Origin of the sequence: Lapillicoccus sp., from assembly GCF_036559105.1 — a bacterium.
Lineage (GTDB): Bacteria > Actinomycetota > Actinomycetes > Actinomycetales > Dermatophilaceae > Lapillicoccus.
The window spans coordinates 1-19,421 of sequence record NZ_DATBTV010000139.1 but is presented as its reverse complement, the minus strand read 5'-3'; the positions used below and the strand labels follow the sequence as shown (position 1 = coordinate 19,421).

The 19,421-nt window shown below is 72.5% G+C and carries 18 protein-coding genes; 16 read left to right on the top strand and 2 right to left on the bottom strand.

Going from position 1 to position 19,421, the window contains the following annotated elements; genetic code table 11:
* Positions 1–373, top strand: a 373-nt coding sequence (locus tag VIG79_RS17045) for a hypothetical protein (protein WP_331887767.1), incomplete at its 5' end; no start/stop codon positions are given.
* Positions 374–474: 101 nt separating this feature from the next.
* A complete protein-coding gene (locus VIG79_RS17040) occupies positions 475–993 on the top strand; it encodes a PspC domain-containing protein (protein ID WP_331887765.1) in 519 nt (172 codons plus the stop codon).
* A gap of 214 nt (positions 994–1,207) precedes the next feature.
* Here VIG79_RS17040 and eccCa read toward each other — a convergent pair whose 3' ends face one another.
* Positions 1,208–5,218 (bottom strand): type VII secretion protein EccCa, encoded by a 4,011-nt coding sequence (gene eccCa / locus VIG79_RS17035; RefSeq protein ID WP_331887763.1) that lies wholly within the window; start codon positions 5,216–5,218, stop codon positions 1,208–1,210.
* Positions 5,219–5,277: 59 nt separating this feature from the next.
* Here eccCa and VIG79_RS17030 point away from each other — a divergent pair, with 59 nt between their 5' ends.
* The 11 genes from VIG79_RS17030 to VIG79_RS16980 all read left to right on the top strand — a co-directional run bounded on the left by VIG79_RS17030 (position 5,278) and on the right by VIG79_RS16980 (position 17,065).
* Complete coding sequence (locus VIG79_RS17030) at positions 5,278–6,909, top strand: hypothetical protein (RefSeq protein WP_331887761.1); 1,632 nt, start codon at positions 5,278–5,280, stop codon at positions 6,907–6,909.
* Between the two features lie 270 nt (positions 6,910–7,179).
* The gene (locus VIG79_RS17025; RefSeq protein WP_331887759.1) at positions 7,180–7,500 is read left to right on the top strand and encodes a WXG100 family type VII secretion target; all 321 of its coding nucleotides are present in this window, start codon (positions 7,180–7,182) and stop codon (positions 7,498–7,500) included.
* A gap of 13 nt (positions 7,501–7,513) precedes the next feature.
* Positions 7,514–7,810 carry a hypothetical protein gene (locus VIG79_RS17020; protein WP_331887757.1) on the top strand — a complete coding sequence of 99 codons (297 nt, stop codon included), beginning with the start codon at positions 7,514–7,516 and terminating at the stop codon, positions 7,808–7,810.
* Between the two features lie 168 nt (positions 7,811–7,978).
* Positions 7,979–8,482, top strand: a complete 504-nt coding sequence (locus tag VIG79_RS17015) for a hypothetical protein (RefSeq protein ID WP_331887755.1) — start codon at positions 7,979–7,981, stop codon at positions 8,480–8,482.
* A gap of 17 nt (positions 8,483–8,499) precedes the next feature.
* Positions 8,500–10,008 carry a S8/S53 family peptidase gene (locus VIG79_RS17010; RefSeq protein ID WP_331887753.1) on the top strand — a complete coding sequence of 503 codons (1,509 nt, stop codon included), beginning with the start codon at positions 8,500–8,502 and terminating at the stop codon, positions 10,006–10,008.
* Positions 10,005–11,660 (top strand): hypothetical protein, encoded by a 1,656-nt coding sequence (locus tag VIG79_RS17005; RefSeq protein WP_331887751.1) that lies wholly within the window; start codon positions 10,005–10,007, stop codon positions 11,658–11,660. The genes VIG79_RS17010 and VIG79_RS17005 overlap by 4 nt, the downstream gene beginning before the upstream one ends.
* A gap of 94 nt (positions 11,661–11,754) precedes the next feature.
* Entirely contained in the window at positions 11,755–13,104 is a 1,350-nt protein-coding gene (gene eccD, locus VIG79_RS17000) for a type VII secretion integral membrane protein EccD (protein ID WP_331887749.1), read from the top strand.
* A gap of 3 nt (positions 13,105–13,107) precedes the next feature.
* Positions 13,108–14,484 (top strand): type VII secretion protein EccB, encoded by a 1,377-nt coding sequence (eccB, locus tag VIG79_RS16995; RefSeq protein WP_331887747.1) that lies wholly within the window; start codon positions 13,108–13,110, stop codon positions 14,482–14,484.
* 8 nt (positions 14,485–14,492) lie between these two features.
* A complete protein-coding gene (locus tag VIG79_RS16990; protein WP_331887745.1) occupies positions 14,493–15,791 on the top strand; it encodes a S8 family serine peptidase in 1,299 nt (432 codons plus the stop codon).
* Positions 15,792–16,057: 266 nt separating this feature from the next.
* Positions 16,058–16,267 (top strand): DUF3072 domain-containing protein, encoded by a 210-nt coding sequence (locus VIG79_RS16985; RefSeq protein ID WP_331887769.1) that lies wholly within the window; start codon positions 16,058–16,060, stop codon positions 16,265–16,267.
* Positions 16,268–16,459: 192 nt separating this feature from the next.
* A complete protein-coding gene (locus VIG79_RS16980) occupies positions 16,460–17,065 on the top strand; it encodes a hypothetical protein (protein WP_331887743.1) in 606 nt (201 codons plus the stop codon).
* Between the two features lie 180 nt (positions 17,066–17,245).
* On the opposite strand, the gene VIG79_RS16975 is transcribed toward VIG79_RS16980, so the two are convergent.
* Positions 17,246–17,476, bottom strand: coding sequence for a hypothetical protein (locus tag VIG79_RS16975; RefSeq protein WP_331887741.1), 231 nt, complete (start codon positions 17,474–17,476; stop codon positions 17,246–17,248).
* A gap of 63 nt (positions 17,477–17,539) precedes the next feature.
* On the opposite strand from VIG79_RS16975, the gene VIG79_RS16970 reads away from it, so the two are divergent.
* The 3 genes from VIG79_RS16970 to VIG79_RS16960 all read left to right on the top strand — a co-directional run.
* Positions 17,540–17,743 carry a hypothetical protein gene (locus VIG79_RS16970; RefSeq protein WP_331887739.1) on the top strand — a complete coding sequence of 68 codons (204 nt, stop codon included), beginning with the start codon at positions 17,540–17,542 and terminating at the stop codon, positions 17,741–17,743.
* Between the two features lie 136 nt (positions 17,744–17,879).
* A complete protein-coding gene (locus VIG79_RS16965; RefSeq protein WP_331887737.1) occupies positions 17,880–18,500 on the top strand; it encodes a DUF47 domain-containing protein in 621 nt (206 codons plus the stop codon).
* 7 nt (positions 18,501–18,507) lie between these two features.
* Positions 18,508–19,421 (top strand): inorganic phosphate transporter (locus VIG79_RS16960; protein WP_331887735.1); only part of this gene is annotated, 914 nt, incomplete at its 3' end.

Genomic DNA, 19,421 nt, shown 5'->3' with positions numbered 1-19,421 from the left:
GGCGGGCCATCGTCCGTGCGCGCTCTGCCGCCTGGAGGACTACGACGCCTACCGCGCTGCTCTCGCCGAGCATGACCACGCGAAACGGTTGTCGGCCAAGGAGATCGACACTCGGCTGCACACCGAGCGGCTCGTCCCTCGAACGCGCACCCGGCGGCTTCACGAGCTGCGGTGGGCAGATGTCCCCGCGGGCGCGTTCGTCATGCTCGACGGCACACCGCACCTGCTCAGCGCCGAGGGCCTCGTCCGGTGGACGACTGAAGGGTATGCGGATGGGTCGTCGCGGCCGCGAACCGGAACCGCCGCGGTGCTCACCCCGCCCGCGAGCCTCGCCGCCCTGCGGGCCGGCTACGAGCCGCAGCTCGGCTGCTGACCGGCTGCTGACCGGCTGCTGACCCGGGTCAGGGTGTGGTCAGGGTTGCGTCAGGGTTGATCCCACCTGTGCGGGACGCGTTCGAGGCTCACGATTGACCTATGACAACGACACCCGCCTCCACCCCGACACCGGCGCTCGACCGGTTCTTCGACTCGCTGCGGCGCAGCTCGGTGACACGGTCCCAGGACCGGGTCATCGCGGGCGTCTGCTCGGGCATCGCCCAGCGGCTCGGCGTCTCCGCCGCCATCGTCCGCGTCGCCGCGGTCATCCTCGCCGTCTTCGGACCCGGCGTCTTCCTCTACCTGCTCGCGTGGCTGTTCCTGCCGAGGTACGACGGCCAGGTCCGCCTCGAGCGCGCGGTCCGCGGCGGCGAGGCCTCGTCGATCGTGCTGCTCGTCGTGGCCGCCCTCGCGATCGTCCCGGACCTGTTGGGGCACTGGCACGTGGGCCCCTGGCCGCTGGTCGGGCTCGTGGTCCTCGCGGTCGTGGGTGTCAAGAAGGGCTGGTGGGGCCATCACCGCTCCAGCCACAGCAGCCCGTGGCACCAGGCGACGACGCCGTCCACTCCTCCCACCACTCCGCCCTCCGGGTCTCCCCAGGACGCGCCGCGGGTCTGAACCGGGCCTGAGGGGGCAGGCGAGCTGAGCTCGCCCAGGTTCAGGCGGGGGCGGGTATGCCGAGTGCTGACGGCATACCCGCCCCTTTCGTCCGCCCGGTGCCCGGTCGGCCGGCATCGAGCGAGGGGCGGCACGGGCGGCAGGGGCGCGCACCCGGAGTGGTTCGTGCTGGATCGGGTCGGAATCGGTGCGGTTCAGAGCACGAACCGGGCGGTCAGGCGCCGTGGATGGAGGGGGTCCAGCCGACCTGGACCAGGTGGTAGCCGTCCCGCGTGAGCATCCGGGCACGGCCGGGCACGGCGGGGACCGCCCGCAGCTGGCCGACCAGTGCACCCTCCGACGCATCGCCACTGAGCAGCATGCCCGGCTGGGCGAGGTCGCGCAGACCGGTGACGAGGTTGTCGTACATGCGGCCGGCCCCACCGGTGCGGCGGGCGACGACGACGTGCAGGCCGATGTCCACGGCCTGCGCGAGCAGCGGGACCAGCGGGTCGAGGGGGTTGCCCTGGCTGGTGGCGACGAGCTCGTAGTCGTCGACGATGACGAAGGCCTCCTTGCCCTCCCACCAGGAGCGGTTGCGCAGCTGCTCCGGCGTGACGTCGCCGCCGGGCAGCCGGTCGCGCAGGAACTCGGCCAGGCCGCCGGCCAGCTCGGCCGCGGTCTGCGCGTTGGTCGCGTAGTCGGCCACCCACTCGTCGGGGAACTCGCCGAGGTTGGCGCGGCGGTAGTCGACGATGAACAGCTGGGCGTTCTCCGGGGTGTAGAGGCGGGTCACCTCGGACATGTAGGTCCGCAGGAGGTTCGACTTGCCGGACTGGCCGTTGCCGAAGATCAACAGGTGCGGGTCGCGGTCGAGGTCCAGGCCGACCGGTGCCAGCGCGCGCTCGTTGATGCCGAGCAGCATCGTCGACGCGGCAGGTGCGAGGCGCCGGACCTCCTCCTCCGTGATGAGCGTCGGCAGCAGCCGCAGCTTCGGTCCGGGCGGTCCCTGCCAGGCGTCGTGCACCGCGGTCACGAGCTTCTGGACGCCGCTGCCGAGCGACCCGGGGTTGTTGTCGCCGTCGATCCGCGGAAGGGCGCCGAGGAAGTGGTACTTCGCCTGCATGATGCCGCGGCCGGGTCGTTCGAGCGGGATGTTGGCGGCCAGCTTGCGGTCGATCTCGGAGTCCATCGCGTCGCCCAGTCGCAGCTCGAACCGCGTCCCGAGCACGTCGCGGACACCCGTGCGGTAGTCCATCCACCGGGTCGCGCTCGTCACCAGGTGGACGCCGAAGGTCAGGCTGCGCTGGGCCAGCACCTGGAGCTCGCCCTCGAGCTCGTCGAAGTCCGAGCGGATCGTGCCCCAGCCGTCGACGACCAGGAAGATGTCGCCGTACCCGTCGTCCACTTCCCCCAACGCCCGGCGGCTGCGGTAGGTCTCGATCGTGTCGACGCCGTTGGCCCGGAAGTACTGCTCCCGCGCGTCGACGACGCCGGCGACCTCGGCCACGATCCGGGTGACGACGTCCGACTCCGACCGGGTGCCGATCCCGGCGATGTGGGGCAGGTCGCGCAGGCCGGTGAAGGTGCCCCCGCCGAAGTCGAGGATGTAGAACTGCACTTCACGAGGGGTATGCGTGAGGGCCAGGCCGGTGACGATGGCCCGCAGCAGCGTCGACTTCCCGGTCCGGGGCGACCCGACGACGGCGACGTGGCCGGCCGCGCTGGAGAGGTCGGCGCGCAGCATCTCGCGCTTCTGCTCGCGGGGCATGTCGACCGTGCCGAGCGGGAACCGCAGCGGTCCGCGGGAGCGCCAGGTGCGAGAGATCAGCCCCAGCTCGGGGTCGACCGCGAGGTCCGGGAGCATCTGGTCGAAGGTGTCGGGGACGTCGAGCGGCGGGAGCCAGACGCGGTGGGCGGCGGGACCGTGCCCGGTCATCCCCGCGACGGCGATGTCGAAGACGGTCCGCTTCTCCTCCGTGACGGCGACGGCGGACTCCTCCGCCGCGCGGGACGCCTCGGCCTCCTCCTGCTCCAGCCGCGAGAACACCTCACCGGCGACGAACGGCAGCGCCTCGCGGCGAGCGGTGCTGACCCGGCCACCGGCGGCCCGCCGGATGACCCTGGGGGGACCCGACACGTAGGCCGCCTTGAACCGCAGCAGCGTGGACTGGTCGGGCCGGAGGAACCCGAGACCCGGGACGGCGGGCAGCTCGTAGGCGTCGCCCACGCCGATGACGCTGCGTGACTCGCCGGCCGAGAAGGTACGCAGTCCGATCCGGTACGACAGGTGGCTGTCCAGGCCGCGCAGGCGGCCCTCCTCGAGCCGCTGCGAGGCGAGCAGCAGGTGGATGCCGAGCGACCGGCCGAGCCGTCCGATCGCGACGAACAGGTCGACGAACTCCGGCTTGGCGGAAAGGAGCTCGCTGAACTCGTCGCAGACGATGAGCAGGCTGGGCAGCGGCGCGAGGTCGGGCCGGTCGCCCGAGGTGCGGTCCTTCTCGTAGTCGCGCAGCGACGCGTAGTTGCCGGACGCGCGGAGCAGCTCCTGGCGGCGGGTCATCTCTCCGGACAGGGCGTCCTGCATGCGGTCGACGAGAGTCAGCTCGTCGGCGAGGTTGGTGATGATCGCCGAGACGTGCGGCATCCCGGCCATACCGGCGAACGTCGCGCCACCCTTGAAGTCGACGAGGACGAAGTTGAGGATCTCCGGTGAGTGGGTCATGGCCAGGCCGAGGACCAGGGTTCGCAGGAGCTCGGACTTGCCGGACCCGGTCGCCCCGATGACCAGGCCGTGAGGCCCCATGCCCTGCTGGGCGGACTCCTTGATGTCGAGGTTGATCGAGCCGCCGTCCGCGCCGACGCCGATCGGTACCCGCAGCCGGTCGCGGGGCGGCCGCGGCCGCCAGGTGCGGTCCAGGTTGAGCTGGTGGACGTCGGCGATCCCGAGCAGGTCGGTGAGCTCGGTGCTCTTGGTCAGGGCGTCCTCACGGGCCGGACCCTCACCCGCATACAGGGGCGTGAGACGTCGTGCGGCGGCCTCGGCGGTCGCGATGGTCATCTGGTCGGCGAAGCCGCGGATCGGCTCCTGCCGGGGGACGACGGCGGCGACGCGGACGCGGCCCTCGTCGCGGGGGTTGTCGGAGGCCTCGAGGTGCAGCCGGACCCGGCTGTCGTCGCTGAGCTCGTCCCATCGCTCGGGGATGTCGATGACCGTCATGCCGAGGACGCCGTCCTCGGTGATGACCGAGTGCCCGACCGGGATAGTGGCGTTGTCGAGGACCACGACGACGTGCGGCGAGATCGCCGTGCGAGCCGGCCCGAACCGTGGGCGCTCGCTGAGATCGGCCGGCAGCAGCGACACCAGCTCGTCGAGGTCGGTGCACACCAGTCGGCGCGGCCCGGCGGCGTCGGCCTCGCGTCGGCTCTGCGCGTGCGGGAGCCACTTGACCCAGTCCCAGTGCGGGAGCGCCGCGGGTTCGGTGAGGACGGCGATGACCAGCTGGTCGGGCGCGTGGAACGTCGCCGCCTGGACGAGCAGGGCCCGCGCCTGGGCCCGAGCATGCTCCTCGGCCCCGGTGATCTCGATGCGGGAGAACGAGTTCAGCGCGACCGCGGTCGGGAGGTCGGGCAGGATCCGGTGCGTCGCCAGCAGCCGGTGCAGGGCCGACGCCGACACCGGGTCGAGCTTGTCGATGGTGTCGGACTCCGGCGGCTTGAGCTCGAGCCCGAGGCGTTGCGGGCCACGGGCATACCGGACGAGCAGCCAGTCGTCGTCGCTGGGCGCGCGCTCCCAGACCCGCGTGCCCTCCTCGGCGACCGCGGCGAGTGCCACCGGTTCGGGGTGGATCCAGGTGAGGTGCTTGCGCTGCTCGGAGCCGGCGCGGCGGGCGAGACCGCGAATACCGCTGAGATAGCTGAGGTACTCGCGTCGGTTGCTCGTCACCTGCGCGGTCTTGCCCGAGCGGGCCCGCCAGATGCTGACCCCCACGAACCCCAACGAGGCGAGCAGGAACGCCCCGGCCGCCAGGTAGCTCTGGACGCTCTTGCCGGTCATCGCCACGAAGGCCACGGAGCCGACGGAGCCGACCATCGGCACGGCGGTCATGAGGACGTTGGACATCGCGCCCTCGCCCGCGAACAGCGGTGGCGGCGGCTGGAGCTCGAGCTCGCCGTAGGGCATGGGCGGAGGCTCGATGCGCCCTTCGCGCTGTGCCGCGGTCGGCACTCCCGTCGTGGCGGCCATGGCTCCCCTCGGTCCGTCGGCTGCGGCGGTCATGGTTCGACCAGCGGCATGATAGGCCCGTGACCGAGGCGACGACGCGAGCGCGAGGCTCCGGGACGCGAACCCTCTCGGTCGTCGTGGGCCCGCGCCGGTTCGACGTGGTCGTCGACGAGCATCTCCTCGTGGGCGAGGTCCTCGCGCTCGTCGAGCCGGGTCGCGAGCTGATGGCGCTGACGATGAGCGGCGAGAGCGTGCCGCTGGACGAGACCGTGGCCCTCGCCCACCTCGAGACGGGGACGATGCTGCTCACGGCGCCGGTCGACGTCGACGTCCCGGTTCCTCGCCTGCGCCGGTCGGCACCCGAGGCCGTTCCGGTGGCAGGGGTCGGGGGTACGGCCGGGTCGCGGTCGCCGGGTCCGGTGCGCACGTCGTCGCCCGGCGGCAGCTCCAGCCGACGACGGCTCGGGTATGCCACGACGACCTCGGCCGTCGAAGCATCGGGGCACCTCCCGCTTGCGGGGGAGACACTGCTGCCGGTCGGGTCGACGACCGGTCACCTGCGCCGGGCCGGAGCCTCGGGTGGCCGGGGCTCGGTCGCCTCCCGCCGGAGCCGGCGGCGCCGAGCGGGTACGCCGGCGACCGCGGTCCGCCCGCTGGCCCTTGTCCTGGTGGCCAGCCTGTTCGGCGGCCTGGCGGTGGCGGCCTCGTTCCTCGCGCCGCGGGCGACCAGTGTGTGGCCGCAGGTGGTCGCGATCGTCCTGGTGGCGGTGGGGATGCTGCTGGCCCAGAGCACGACGGCGCCCCGGCTGCTCCGGCTGACGGCTCCGGTCCTCGGGCTCGTCGGGGGCGCGGTGGCGACCGGCGTGCTGTCCGAGGGGCCGGTCGTCGCGCTGGTGGGGGCCTGTGCGGGTGCCGCCCTCGTGGCGCTGACCGGGCGGTCCGGTACGGGTCCCGACCGCTACGTCCCACGGGTCTGGCTGACCTTCGCCGCCGGGTTGGGCGGGCTGGCGCTGCTCGCGCTCGTCATGGGCTTGCCGCTCGCCTCCGTCGCGGCCATCGGGCTGGCGGTGGTCGTCCTCGCGGCGCGGGTGGTCCCCGACCTCGTCCTCGACGTCGACGACGACGTGCTGCTGGACATCAGCCGGCTGTCGGTCACCAGCTGGTCGCCGCGCGAGGCCCGTCGGCCCCGTCGACGAGGGTGGCGGATCGACGACGAGGCGGTCGGTGCCGTCGTCGTCGCGGCCGGTGTCGAGCAGCTGGCGACACTGGTCGGCCTAGCCGTGGTCTCCGCGGGATGCAGCGCCGTGCTGCTCGGCGTGCTCGCCACGCCGACGGCGGTCCCCACGCTGTCCGTCCAGCTGTTGCTGCTCGCGGCCGCCGTGGCGCTGACCCTCACCGCACGCGCATACCGGCGGCGACGCGACCGGACCCTGCTGCGGCTGGCCGCCGTGGCGCCCGCGCTCTCGGTGGGGTTGGCGATGGCGGCCTCGCTGGGGGAGACGTCCTCGTCGCTGGGCGTCGTGGCACCCGCAGCGGCCGTCGTCACCGCCCTGGCTCTGGTCGGCGTCGCCCTGGCGCTCGGCCGCGGGTTCCGGTCGCTGTGGGCCAGCCGGCTCGCTGACCTGCTCGAGCTGCTGGCGCTGCTGGCGGTCCTGCCTCTCGCCCTCTGGGCCGCCGGGATCGTCGAGCGCGCGATGGCCCTCTTCGCCTGACCCCGCGGCGGGGTGAGTGTGTGCCGGTGAGCATCCCCGGTGAGGGTGCTCACCGGCGGCTGAGTACGCGCACTCAAATCGCTCTCCGGAGGCACATCGGTGCTGGTCAAACCCTTGTCGCGGGGTGTGCGGTCCGGCAAAGTCACATCGCGGAGCAGGGATGAGCAGTCGGGTCGCGAGGCCTCGCGAACCGCCTGTTTCACCACCTGAAGAGGACCACACACCAACCCCGACGCAGGGGAAGCCCAGTCGAACAACCAGGAGGGGCCCATGTCCACCACTCAGCAACGGCAAGGCGCACAGAAGGCCGCCGCCGGCAAGGTCCGCACCAAGGAAGGCGAGTTCCAGCAGCAGCTGAAGAGCCTGCTCGGCCAGGCCCAGGGCCTGCGGCCCGAGTACAAGGGCCCGGCGGCCGACGCCTTCTTCGCGCTGGTGGGCAACTGGCTCGAGGACGCCGAGGCCATCGTCAGCGACATGGAGCACTTCGCCGACAACCTCGACCAGCAGGAGTCGACGGTCAACGCCCAGCAGGACCAGTCCGCGTCCAGCTTCACCAAGGCCGCCACGCGGCTGTCCACGTCGGTCAAGTAAGGGGTACGACAACATGGGAGACCTGATCAAGGTCGGCAAGGGCTCGCTCGAGGGCATGGCCGCCGACATCAAGAGCACGCACAACAACCTCAAGTCCGGGTTCGAGGACCTCAGCGGCGAGCTGCTCCGCACGCTCCCCGAGTGGGGCGAGGGCACCGCCTCGCGGCAGTCCTACGACCAGTTCAAGAAGAAGGTCGACAACCTCTTCACCGAGATGTTCGACGCCGTGGCCAAGATGCCGCCGGTCGTCATCCAGGCGGCCGAGGAAGCCCAGGCCACCGAGAACAAGAACAAGGGGATGTGGGGCTGACGCAGCCCCGCACCGCGGTTCGGACGGCTCCGCGCCCAGCTCGACCGGGCCGGGGCCGTTCAGCCGTACCAGGCGCGACGAGGACTGGTTCGTCGCCGCCATCTGTGACACTGATGACACCCCCCCGCGCAGCGGAGGGGTGACACGGGGGAGTTCGAGGAGGGGCCCGTGAACATCGCGATGATGCCGGACGCCGTCATGGCGGCCGCCAAGCAGAACGACGCCAACACCGCCGAGGCGCTGAAGGCCGCGCAGGACGCAGTCAAGGCGCTCGTGGTGCTGAAGGGCTACGGGATCTTCGGCACCTCGCCGGCCGGCCAGAGCACCGACGCGGTGTTCGCCACCGCGTCCGGGGTGATCGACGACCTCATCGAGGAGGTCAACCAGGCGATCACCGTGCTGACCCAGAACCTCCACGCGTCGGTCGACGCGGTCCTCAAGGACCAGGAGGTCTCCCAGGTCGACTACGCCAAGCTGACCCAGGACAACAAGGACCGGGTCGACAACCTCGGCGACACCGGCATCAAGCCGGGCGACGACAAGTACGTCGCGCCGGTCGCGACCGCCGGCCCGTCGGGCGCCGGTCCGGTGACGCAGCCAGGTACCGAGCCGGGGACGCAGCCGGGCACCGATCCGGGTGCCGCCCCGGACGCCACCAGCACGTCCAGCTGAGGCTCGGAGCACCCGACGTGGCCGGGCGGCTGCTCACGACACTGGTCACCACTGCGGTGGCCGGTGCGGTCGTGCTGCCCACCCTGACGGCGGGACCGGCCGCGGCCGGGTCGCTCGGCGACTGGCAGCGCGGTCAGTGGTGGGTCGACGCCACGAAGCTCACCACGTGGCACCAGCAGGGCATCACCGGCAAGGGCGTGACCATCGCCCTCCTCGACGGACCCGTGGCGACCGGCATACCGGAGCTGCAGGGGCAGGACGTGCAACCGACCGCCTCGCTGTGCGACCGCGACCTGTGGCGGCAGTGGGGACCCGCCACGCCCGACGGGCCGCTGAACGAGACGTCGTTCCACACCACGTCGATGGCCGCGCTGCTCGTCGGCAGCGGCAAGGGCAACGGTCCCGGCGGCGTCGGCGTCCTCGGGGTCGCGCCGGGCGCGACGCTGAAGACCTACGCGATGTTCAACACCGTCGACCCTGCGGCCCACCAGAACCTCGACTGCTGGGGTCCGGGGCTGGCCGCGTTCATCGACCGGATCGTCGCCGACGGCGCGCAGGTCATCCAGATCCCGGTGTCGCTCGACGTCAATGGCGACGAGATCCAGGCGGCGTTCAACCGGGCGTTCGCCAAGGGGGTCGTCGTGGTGGCCGCCTCCGGCAACGGCGGCCCGTCCGCCAAGGTGATGTCCCCCGGCGGCAACGCGGGAGTGCTCGTCGTCGGCGGTATGCAGGCCGACGGGAAGGTCCTCGCGACGAACCCCACGAGCACGCTGGACAGCTGGGACCAGGCCCGCTCGTTCGACGTCGAGTACAACATCCACCTCGTGGCCCCGGGCGCCGACCTCGTCGGTGGCGGCCTGACGCCCGGCAACCGCTGGGACTCGGCCGTCCTGCAGTCGGGGTCCTCCGGAGCGAGCGCCATCGTCGCCGGCCAGCTCGCGCTGATGAAGCAGAAGTGGCCTCAGGCCACCGGAAACCAGCTGCTCTACTCGCTGTTGCGGGGAGCGCGTCATCCCGACGGTTCGCCCGTGTGGGAGCCGCGCCGCGGGTTCGGCACCACGTCGTTCGACGCGACACTGACCACTGACCCGACGGTCTACCCCGACGTCATGCCGATCTACGCCTCGATGGGCAACGTCGTGAGCGACCAACCGACCCCACCGTTCATCCCTCAGGCGGTGGGCAGCGACGGGTCTCTCCCGAAGGCACCCGCGGCCGGCGCTCCGGCGGCCACCGCGGGTGGTGAGACCGCGGGCCGGCAGCAGGCCGCGCCGGTGACGACCCCGGTGGTGAGCACCAGTGGCACGGCGTGGCTGGTCTGGCTGGTCTGTGGCGTGGTCGCGGTGGCGCTGCTCGTTGCGGGAGGATGGGCGCTGACCCGGAACCGTGCGCCGCGCAGCGACCTCCAACCAGCTGACACACCAGAAGGACCTGACGGCGCGGGTTCCGGCCCGCAGCCCGAGACGGCAGGACAGGCAGTGGGGCGGCCCCAGGGCCGGACAGGACAGGGAGAGGACACACCATGAACTACCCGACTTGTGGCGGCGGCGGGGGACCGTCGGGTGGCCCGAAGGAGAAGCAGCTCTACAGCGCGGCCTACACCGCCTCTCCCTACTCCATCGACGACGCGATGACGCAGATCGACGCCGCGAAGAAGAACCTCGACGTCGTCACCACCCAGCTCGACAAGCTGGTGCCGCTGCTGCAGGAGTCATGGACGTCGTCCGACGGCCAGGCGGCGGTGAAGTCCACCAAGGACCTGTCCTCCACGCTGTCCCAGAAGGCGCTGCAGCTGCACGACAGCAGCCAGGCCCTGCAGACCGCGAAGAAGGCGGTCGACGAGGCGCAGGCGTACTGGTCCAACCACCAGCCGCCGCCGGCTGCGCCGCCCGCCCCGGACTACTTCGACTACGGCTCGTCGAGCGACTACGCGACCGCGGTCGGTCAGTACAACACCGACAAGAAGTCCTACGACGGCACGGTCGACAGCCGCGAGGCGGCCATGGAGACGCAGTACAACCTGCTCCAGAAGCAGCTCGACAACGCGGGCACCGCGCTCGCCAAGGCGAACTCCATCGAGGCGTGGGACACCCCGCCGGGCGGAGGTTCGACCGGCGGAGGTTCGACCAGCGGAGGTTCGACCAGCGGAGGTTCGGGCGGCGGCCTCCCCGGCGGGAGCACCGGAGGCGGGCTCCCGCCGACCACCGGCGGGCCGCAGCCGCACCTCCAACCAACCACCGGCGGTCCGGACTACCCGAGCTATCCGCCGCCGCCTCCGCCACCCCCACCGCCCCCACCGCCACCACCGCCACCCCCACCGCCACCCCCACCGCCCCCAACGGGCACGGACCCGCTGCCCTGGACGCCGACCCCGTCGGTGGACGGCACGCTCGTCGGCACGCCCGGCGGCACGTCCGGCGGCACGTCCGGCGGCTCGGTCGGCGGCTCGTCCATGCCGGTGACCGGCTCCTTCGATGTTGGCGGCGGGTCGTCACTCAGCGTCGGCGGGGCCGCCGGCCTCGGCGGCGCCGGCGGAGCCGCGCTCGGAGGTGCGGCCGGCGTCGTCGGCGGCGGCCTGGGCATGGCCGCCGGCTCGATGGGGATGGCCGCAGGCCGCATGTCGGGGGCGGGCGCCCTGGCCATGGGCGCTCCCGGCGTCAGCGGTGTGCTCGGCGGCTCCGCTCGCGGCGCCGCCGCCGGTGGTGCCGTCCGTGGTGGCGCCGGCGGCGCGGGTGGCGCCACGAACCTCCTCTCGGGCCAGAACGGGGTCGCCGGCCGTGGCGGCGTCGGCGGTGCCTCCGGTCGCGGTGGTTCCGGTCGGGGGGTCGCCGGGCGCGGTGGCCCGTCCGGGACCGTCGTCGGTGGCCAGGGCGGCCAGGGCGGCCAGGGCGGCGCGGGTGGTCGCGCGACCGGCGCCAAGGGCGCCGGCGGCCGCGGGGCCGCCAAGGGCGCTGCTGCGGGTGGTCGTTCCGGGGCCGGGGGCGCCGGTACCTCGGCCAAGACCGGTGGCGCCAAGGTCGCCGGTCGCGGTGGTGCCTCGGGTGGCCGGGGTGCCGTGGTGGGCGGCGGGGCCGGCAGCGGTCGCGACCGTGACCGCAAACGCGCGGACGACCTGTCCCTCGTCACGGAGGACCAGTGGGTCGACGAGGGAGAGACGACGGACGGCGTGGTCCGCTGAGGCGGTTACCATCTCTCTGGCCGCCGACACGCGCGGCGACCGGGGGGCTCGCCAGCGGGCCGGCAACCGACCGACCGATGCGGGTGACGGACTGATGAGTACGAACACGCAGTCCGCCGACCTCATCCGCGTGACGGTCACGGCCGGCGACCGCACCCTGGACCTCGTCCTGCCCTCTCGCCTGCCCTTGGCCGAGATCGTCCCGGAGGTGGCCGGCCTGATCGGCTCGCTCGACGCCTACGAGGCCTACGGCGGGTATGCGCTGGTCGGCTCGGACGGGCGGGCGCTGGACCTCGACGCGAGCTTCCTCGCCCAGGGGGTCCACGACGGGCAGGTCCTCACCCTCGTCACCGGAGCGGAGGCCGAGGAGAAGAAGGTCTATGACGACGTCGTCGAGGCGGTCGCCGACACGGTCGAGGGCCTCGGAGCGGGCTGGACCGCGCAGAACTCGCGCGCGACCGCTCTCGGACTGTCGGCGCTGCTGTTGGGTCTCGGCGGCGTGGCGCTTTTCCTCCAGCGCCAGGGCGGGTTCGTCGTCACGGTGGTCGCCGGGGCTGCGAGCGTCCTCCTGCTGCTCGCCGGAGCAGTCTTCGCGCGGGTCCGGGTCGACGTCGCGGCCGCGGTCGTCGTGCTGGTCGGCTCCGCCGTGTACGCGGTCGTCGCCGCCCTCAGCGCGGTGCCCGGCGACGGGCGGGAGCTCCCGCTGGTCGTGGCCGGCGTCGCACTCGCGGTGGTCGGCGGCCTGAGCATGGCCCTGCTCCGTGACCACGCCTGGGCCTTCCTACCCGCGGTCGTGGTCGGCCTGGCCGCCGCAGCCACCGGGGCCGTCCTGCTCGCCTCGACCTTCGACCCCAACAAGGTCATCGCGATCGTCGTCGTCGTCGCGGTGATCCTCGGCAGCCTCATCCCGTGGTTCGCCCTCAGCTCGTCGCGGACCATGGTCCCGCCCATGCAGAGCGAGTCGGAGATCCTCGCGGAACCTGCGGCGATCGACCCCGACCGCGTCCAGCGCGGGATGGACCTGGCGCACGACCTGGTGCTCGGGCTCTCCCTCAGCGTGGCGATCGTCGTCGTCCTGGGTGCCCCGTCGGTGGTGGCGCTCGGCTGGGCTGGGCTGGGGATCATCTGGGCCGCCGGCGTCGTCCAGATGATGCGGACCCGCCAGTTCCTGCTGGCCCGCGACGTCGTCGTCGGTCTCCTCGGCGGCGCCCTCGGCATCGTCACCGGCACGTTGACCGCTCTCCTTCAGCACCCGTCCTGGGGTGTCGTCATCGGCCCGGTCGTCGGCATCGCCGCGGCGGCCGTGCTGGTCAGCCTGGCGCTGCCCGACAAGGCCACCGTCCGCAAGGGTCGGATCCTCGACCTCTGCGAGGGGCTCGCCCTCTTCGCCCTCGTCCCGCTGCTCGTCATCGCCCTCGGCCTCATCGCCGCATTCCGGAGCTGACCCGTGGCGAGCAAGCGCGACCTCGTCGAGGCCCACGCCTACAACCGCCGCCGGCTGGTCTCGGCGTTCCTCAGCGGTGCCCCGGGCGGCCGCGAGGTCGAGAGCGTCTCGCGGTCGCGCCCCGTCGTCGCCGGCGTCACGCTGGGCGGACTCCTCGTCGGCGGCGCGGCCATCGCGGGCCTCTTCGCGCAGCCGCTGCCGGACGGGTGGGACAACGGTTACGTGGTCATCGGCAAGACGTCGGCGGCCCGGTTCGTGACCATCAAGGGCACCCTCCACCCGGTGCTCAACGCCACGTCGGCCCGGCTGATCCTCCCGTCCGACAAGGGTTTCGAGGTCCTCGTCGTCGACGACAACAAGATCGCGGCGACGCCGCACGGGTCCACCCTCGGGATCCTCGGCGCACCCGACGACCTGCCGCCCGCGGGGTCGCTGCTGCAGACCGGATGGGTCTCCTGCTTCGACGGGACGAAGCCGGCCCTGACCATCGGCTCGGCGCAGGCACCCGCATCCGCCGACGCGAGCGGGCTGACCGTGAAGGTGACCAGTACCGACCAGGACATCCGCTACCTGCTCGCCTCCGGACGTCGCTACGCCATCCCGGCGGGGTCCTACGACCCGGTCAAGCAGTACCTCGGCCAGCTCGAGACGCCGCAGGGCGTGACCGGGACGTGGGTCGACCTGTTCAACCCCGGTACCGACCTGACCTTCGACTCGTTCGGGTTCCGGAACCGCGGCCAGGTCGGCCAGCCGCTCACCGGGCAGTACACCCTGGGAAACAAGCTCTCCAAGGTCGGTCAGCTCGTCGTCAACAAGGACCAGAACGACGCGATGTCGGTGATGGTCGCCAACGGAACCATTCCGCTCACGCCGTTCGCTGCGGCGGTCTACCAGGCGGTCGCGCCGGACGGGCTGGGCAAGCCGGTCACCGTCTCCAACGACGACCTCGCGCGGATCCAGCCGAGCGACACCAAGAACTTCGTGCCGGAGGACTGGCCGACGACGGTCCCCAACCGGGCCACCGGGACGCCGTGCGCCGTGCTCGAGACCGTCGACGGCAAGCCGGCGGTGACCCACCTGGCGACGACGTCGGCCGACTCCCCGTTCGTCAAGCCCGCCAACAAGCAGCCGGTCTACGTCCAGCCCGGGCGGGGCGCACTGGTCCGGGCCAGCTCGACCGGTACGTCCGGGCCGGTGGCCGTCGTCGACCAGTCCGGCCAGGCGTTCACCATCACCGACCCGTCCGCCGAGACGCTGGCCCGGCTGGGCTACAAGGACGTCACTCCGCGCTACGTCCCGCCGTCCTGGGTGTCGCTGCTGCCGGCCGGTCCGGCGCTCAGCGAGGCCGCCGTCGGCGCACCGAAGATCGACTCGCCGTGAGCCGGGGTATGCGTCGTGCCCGGTTCGGCGTCGCCGCGGCGGCGTGCGGGTCGGCGGCGCTCGTCGCACTGGTGGCCCTTCCGGCCGCACCGGCCGCCGCGGCGGACGGCTCGTGCACCGAACAGAGGACCGGGCCGGTCTACGTCAAGGAGCGTTCGGCGGCGCTGAACCAGCTGGGCGTCGCGTCGGTGTGGCCGCTGGCCACCGGGCGCGGGGTCACCGTGGCGGTCGTCGACTCGGGGATCGACGTGGGCAACGCCCACCTACCGGCCGACACCGCGGTGCGGCCGGGGAGAACGCTGCTGCCGGCCGTCGAGGGCTGGACGCCGGACCCGTCCGGCCGCAACGACCTCTCCGGGCACGGCACGGCGGTGGCCAGCCTGCTGGCCGGCCGTGCGGTCGACGGTTCCGGCCAGGTCGGGCTGGCCCGCGACGCCACGCTGGTGCCCGTGCAGGTCTTCGGGGTCGCCTCGACCGAGGGGCTCTCCGACGACCGGCTCAAGGACCTGACCCCGACGACGCCGCGGCTCGCCGAGGGGATCCGCGCGGCCGTCGACCTCGGCGCCAAGGTCGTCAACGTCTCGATGAGCGTCGAGACGCCGGACCCCGCGCTCGCCGACGCCGTGACGTATGCGACGTCCAAGGGTGCGCTCGTCGTGGCCAGTGCGGGAGACCGGGGTTCGGCGCCGAGCGCGAAGGACGGCCCGCGGTACCCCGCGGCCTTCCCGGGGGTGGTGTCGGTGACGTCGGTCAACCAGGCCCGGGCCGTGGACACCTCGGCGAACATCCAGGGCGACCACATCACGGTGGCGGCCGTCGGTCAGGGCCTCAACGCGGCGCTCGGCCACGTCGGGGACTGCCTGCTGTCCGGTGCCCCGGCGACGAGTTTCGCGACGCCACTGGTGGCCGCGACGGCGGCACTGCTGGCGCAGCGGTACCCCGACGAGGGGCCGGCGCTGTGGAAGTACCGGATCGAGGCCTCGGCCCAACGGCCGCGCGCCGGCGTCAAGGACGCCGCCCTGGGTTGGGGGATCGTGTCCCCCTACGACGCGCTGACGATGACCCTCGACCCCAGCCGCCCGGGTCCGGCCATGCCGGGACACGCAGCCCCACCGACGCCCGCGCGGCCCGCCGCCGTCGGGCCGGTCGTTCTCGAGAGCGACCCCGCCGTGGCGCCCCGGCAGGTCGGGGTGTGGATCGCCTTCGGCGCGGTCGCCGCCGCGGCCGGGTTGCGGCTGGTCCAGGTACTGCGCCGTCGTTCCGAGCAGGAGCGGGAGGCGGAGGTCGCGGGCTCACCGTCCCGATGACCCCGCGACGTCCCCGACGTTCCCGACGTTCCCGACGTTTCCGAGGTTCCCGAGGTTCCCGACGTGCCGGTGTCGCCGGCCTCGCTTAGGTTCGAACCATGAGCACATCATCGCCAGGGGCCACCGACGAGACCGAGAACACCGAGCACTCGGTGGTGCCGGAGCAGCACGGACAGGCGGAGCAGGACGCGCTCCCCGACCTCGTCGCGCCGCAGGGGGTCAACGAGGGCAGCGGCCGTGAGGACCCCGCCCCGGCGGGCGACACGATCGGCGCGTCCCAACCCGGTGAGGCGTCGGGCACCGTCAAGGACCCGAGCGAGTGGGTCACCGGTGACGAGGCGATGACCGGCGCCCAGCGCAGCTACCTCGAGACGCTGGCCCGGGAGGCGGGCGAGCAGCTACCGGCCGACCTGACCAAGGCCCAGGCTTCCGAGCACATCGACCGCCTCCAGGCCCGGACTGGCCGCGGCCAGTAGCGGTTCGGCGCTCCGGCGCTGAGTAACCGGTCGCGTACCCACCTCGGTCGTCATGCGCGTCGGGATGGGTGACTCGACCTGTACCCAACCCACTGACCGCACTCGAACCGCGACCGCCGCGGCGCCGGAACCGGCGCCGGAGCCCGCCGGCCACCGGCCCGGGCGCGTACGCATACGGCAGGATGGGACGCGATGAGCGACGAACACCGCCCCCGGCGGCCGGCCATGATGAGCCCGGCCGCGATGGAGGCGTTCGGCGGGACCGTGGACCCGATGCAGGAGATCGAGGCCGCCCACCAGACCGCCGCCGTCCTCGTGCACGCCGGTCGCAGTGCGCACGACCCGACGGTGACGGCCCGCCTGGTGGACCTCGTCGAGGAGCTCGGCCTGACGACCGTCGCCGACCTGTGGGCCCATCGGCCGGCCCGTACCCTCCCCGGTGCGCTCTGGCGGCTGTACGTCCTGCGCGAGTGGGTCCGCCGGGCGCCCGACGAGGCCAGCCTCGACTACCGCGCCGGGGTCCGGTTCGCGGACGTCGACCATGCCGTGGCCGGGGCGGCGGACCCACCCGGTCCGGCGGAGGTCACCGACCTGGCCGACACCATCCTGGCCGGCGTCTTCGAGGGCGACCTGGCCGTCGCCCTGGAGCGAGCCGCTGCGTTCTGCCGGGTCGTGGCCGCGGGACGGGCGGACCGGTCGGAGGGGGAGGAGGCGGCCACCCGCGCCGCCCACCTCATGGACACCGCGGATGACCTCACGGCCGCCGCCTCGCTCTGGCGGCTCGGAGAGCTCTCGTAGTCACCCCACGCAGCCCTGCGGTCCGCCCGAACGTCGCGGGGACCCGACTGACCCCGGGCGGCATCGGGACGGGTGGGATATCCTGTGACGGCGTCGGGCCGCGGTAGCCCCGGGTCCCAATACACGCCGCCTAGAGCGGCCTCGCGCCGTGAGGCGCTTCCCGGCCCGACGTGACCCGGCTCAGCTCAGCGCGTCCGTGACCTCCGCGGGATGCCCGTCCTCGGCGGCCAGATGGTGCTCGAGGTCCGAACGGGCCCGCTCGCGCGAGCGCCGGCCGGGGCCTCGCCACCCGCATACCGAGCAGCTGGCGAACGCGAACGCCCCGTGCTCGTCGACTCCCTGGGACCTCGGCTCGGGGACCTCGACCACCTCCCGCTGGCCGTTCCCAGGCTGGGGCGAGCGCTTGGGCATGGGGACATGATGTCGTGGCTCGCTAACGCTGTCTGCCCTAGGGTCCGCGCGTACTCTGGGCGAATGGCCGCCGCCAAGGACCCCAGGCACGAACCGGGGGAGGGCCAGGCGGAGCCCCGGGTGGCGGCGACCGACGAGCTGCACGACACCGCTCTCCACGAGGAGATCGAGCTGGTCGGCCAGCTGGTCGTCGCCGCGACGTCCACGTCGCACCGGCTGAGCGTGCAGGAGATCGACAAGGTCCTCGGCGTCGAGCACGCGGAGTGACTCGCTGACGGGAGGACGACGGGTGTCCGGTCAGCGACGGCGGGATGGCCGCAGAGTTGCAAGGGACTGAACCATTTCCCGTAGCCTGTCCCACGGCCGTTGCCGAGCTGGCACGCATGACGACCGGAGACTCACTGTGGCGTTTCGCCTCACCCCGAAAGAGGACAGCTTCTACGAGCTGTTCGGCATCTCGGCCGGACACCTGGTACAGGCCGCCAAGGAGCTGACCAACCTCCTGGCCGTCCAGACCCCGGAGGACCGCAAGACGGTCGTCGACCGGATGCACGACCTCGAGCACCTCGGCGACGAGGCGACCCACGAGATCATGCGCCGGGTCAACGCCTCGTTCATCACGCCGTTCGACCGCGAGGACATCTACGCGCTCGCGTCCAAGCTGGACGACTGCATGGACTACATGGAGGAAGCCGCGGACCTCGTCGAGCTCTACCAGGTCGACGAGCTGCCCAAGGGCGTCGCCAAGCAGATCGAGATCATCGGCCGCATGGCCGACCTGACGTCCAACGCCATGCCCCGGCTGCGGGCCATGCAGGACCTCTCCGAGTACTGGATCGAGATCAACCGCCTCGAGAACCAGGCCGACAAGCACTACCGCCGGCTCGTGGCGAACCTCTTCGAGAACTCCGACGCGATCCACGTGCTGAAGATGAAGGACATCGTGTCGGCGCTCGAGTCCGCGGCGGACGCGTTCGAGAGCGTCGCCAACACGGTCGAGGGCATCGCGGTCAAGGAGAGCTGACCGACCCGTGGAGTGGTTCGCTCTGGCCGTCGTCATCACCTTGGCGATGGCCTTCAACTACACGAACGGGTTCCACGACGCGGCGAACGCCATCGCCACGTCGGTGTCGACCCGGGCGCTGACCCCGCGCATCGCCCTGGCGATGGCGGCGGTCGCCAACCTCGTCGGTGCGTTCTTCGGCACCAACGTGGCGCAGACCGTCGGCAGCGGGATCATCGACGCTCCGGAGGGCATCGACGGGCTCTGGCTGGTGGGGGCCGCCCTGGTCGGAGCGATCGGGTGGAACCTGCTGACGTGGTGGAAGGGACTGCCCTCGTCCTCGTCCCAGGCGCTCATCGGCGGGCTGGGCGGCGCGGCCCTCGCGGCCGGCGCAACGGTCAAGTGGCAGGGGATCCTCGACAAGGTCGTCATCCCCATGCTCCTGTCGCCGGTGGCCGGCATCATCCTCGGCTACCTCGTCATGACGGCGATCCTTTGGATCTTCCGGGGCGCGAACCCGCACAAGGTGTCACGAGGCTTCCGGTACTCGCAGACCTTCTCCGCCGCGGCCATGGCCTTCGGGCACGGACTCCAGGACGCGGCCAAGACCGCGGGCGTTGTCGTCCTCGCGCTGAACGTGGCCGGGGTCCACGAAGGACCGTCGATCCCCCTGTGGGTGCTGGTCCTCTCCGCGATCGTCATCAGCCTCGGCACGTATGCGGGTGGCTGGCGGATCATGCGGACCCTCGGCCGGCGGATCATCCACCTCGACCCGCCCCAGGGCTTCGCGGCCGAGTCGACGGCGGCCTCCATCCTCTACGTGGCCGGCTTCTCGTTCGGCGCGCCGATCTCGACCACTCACACGATCACCTCGGCGATCATGGGCGTCGGCGCCACCAAGCGGCTCTCGGCCGTGCGCTGGAGCGTGGCCGGCAGCATCGT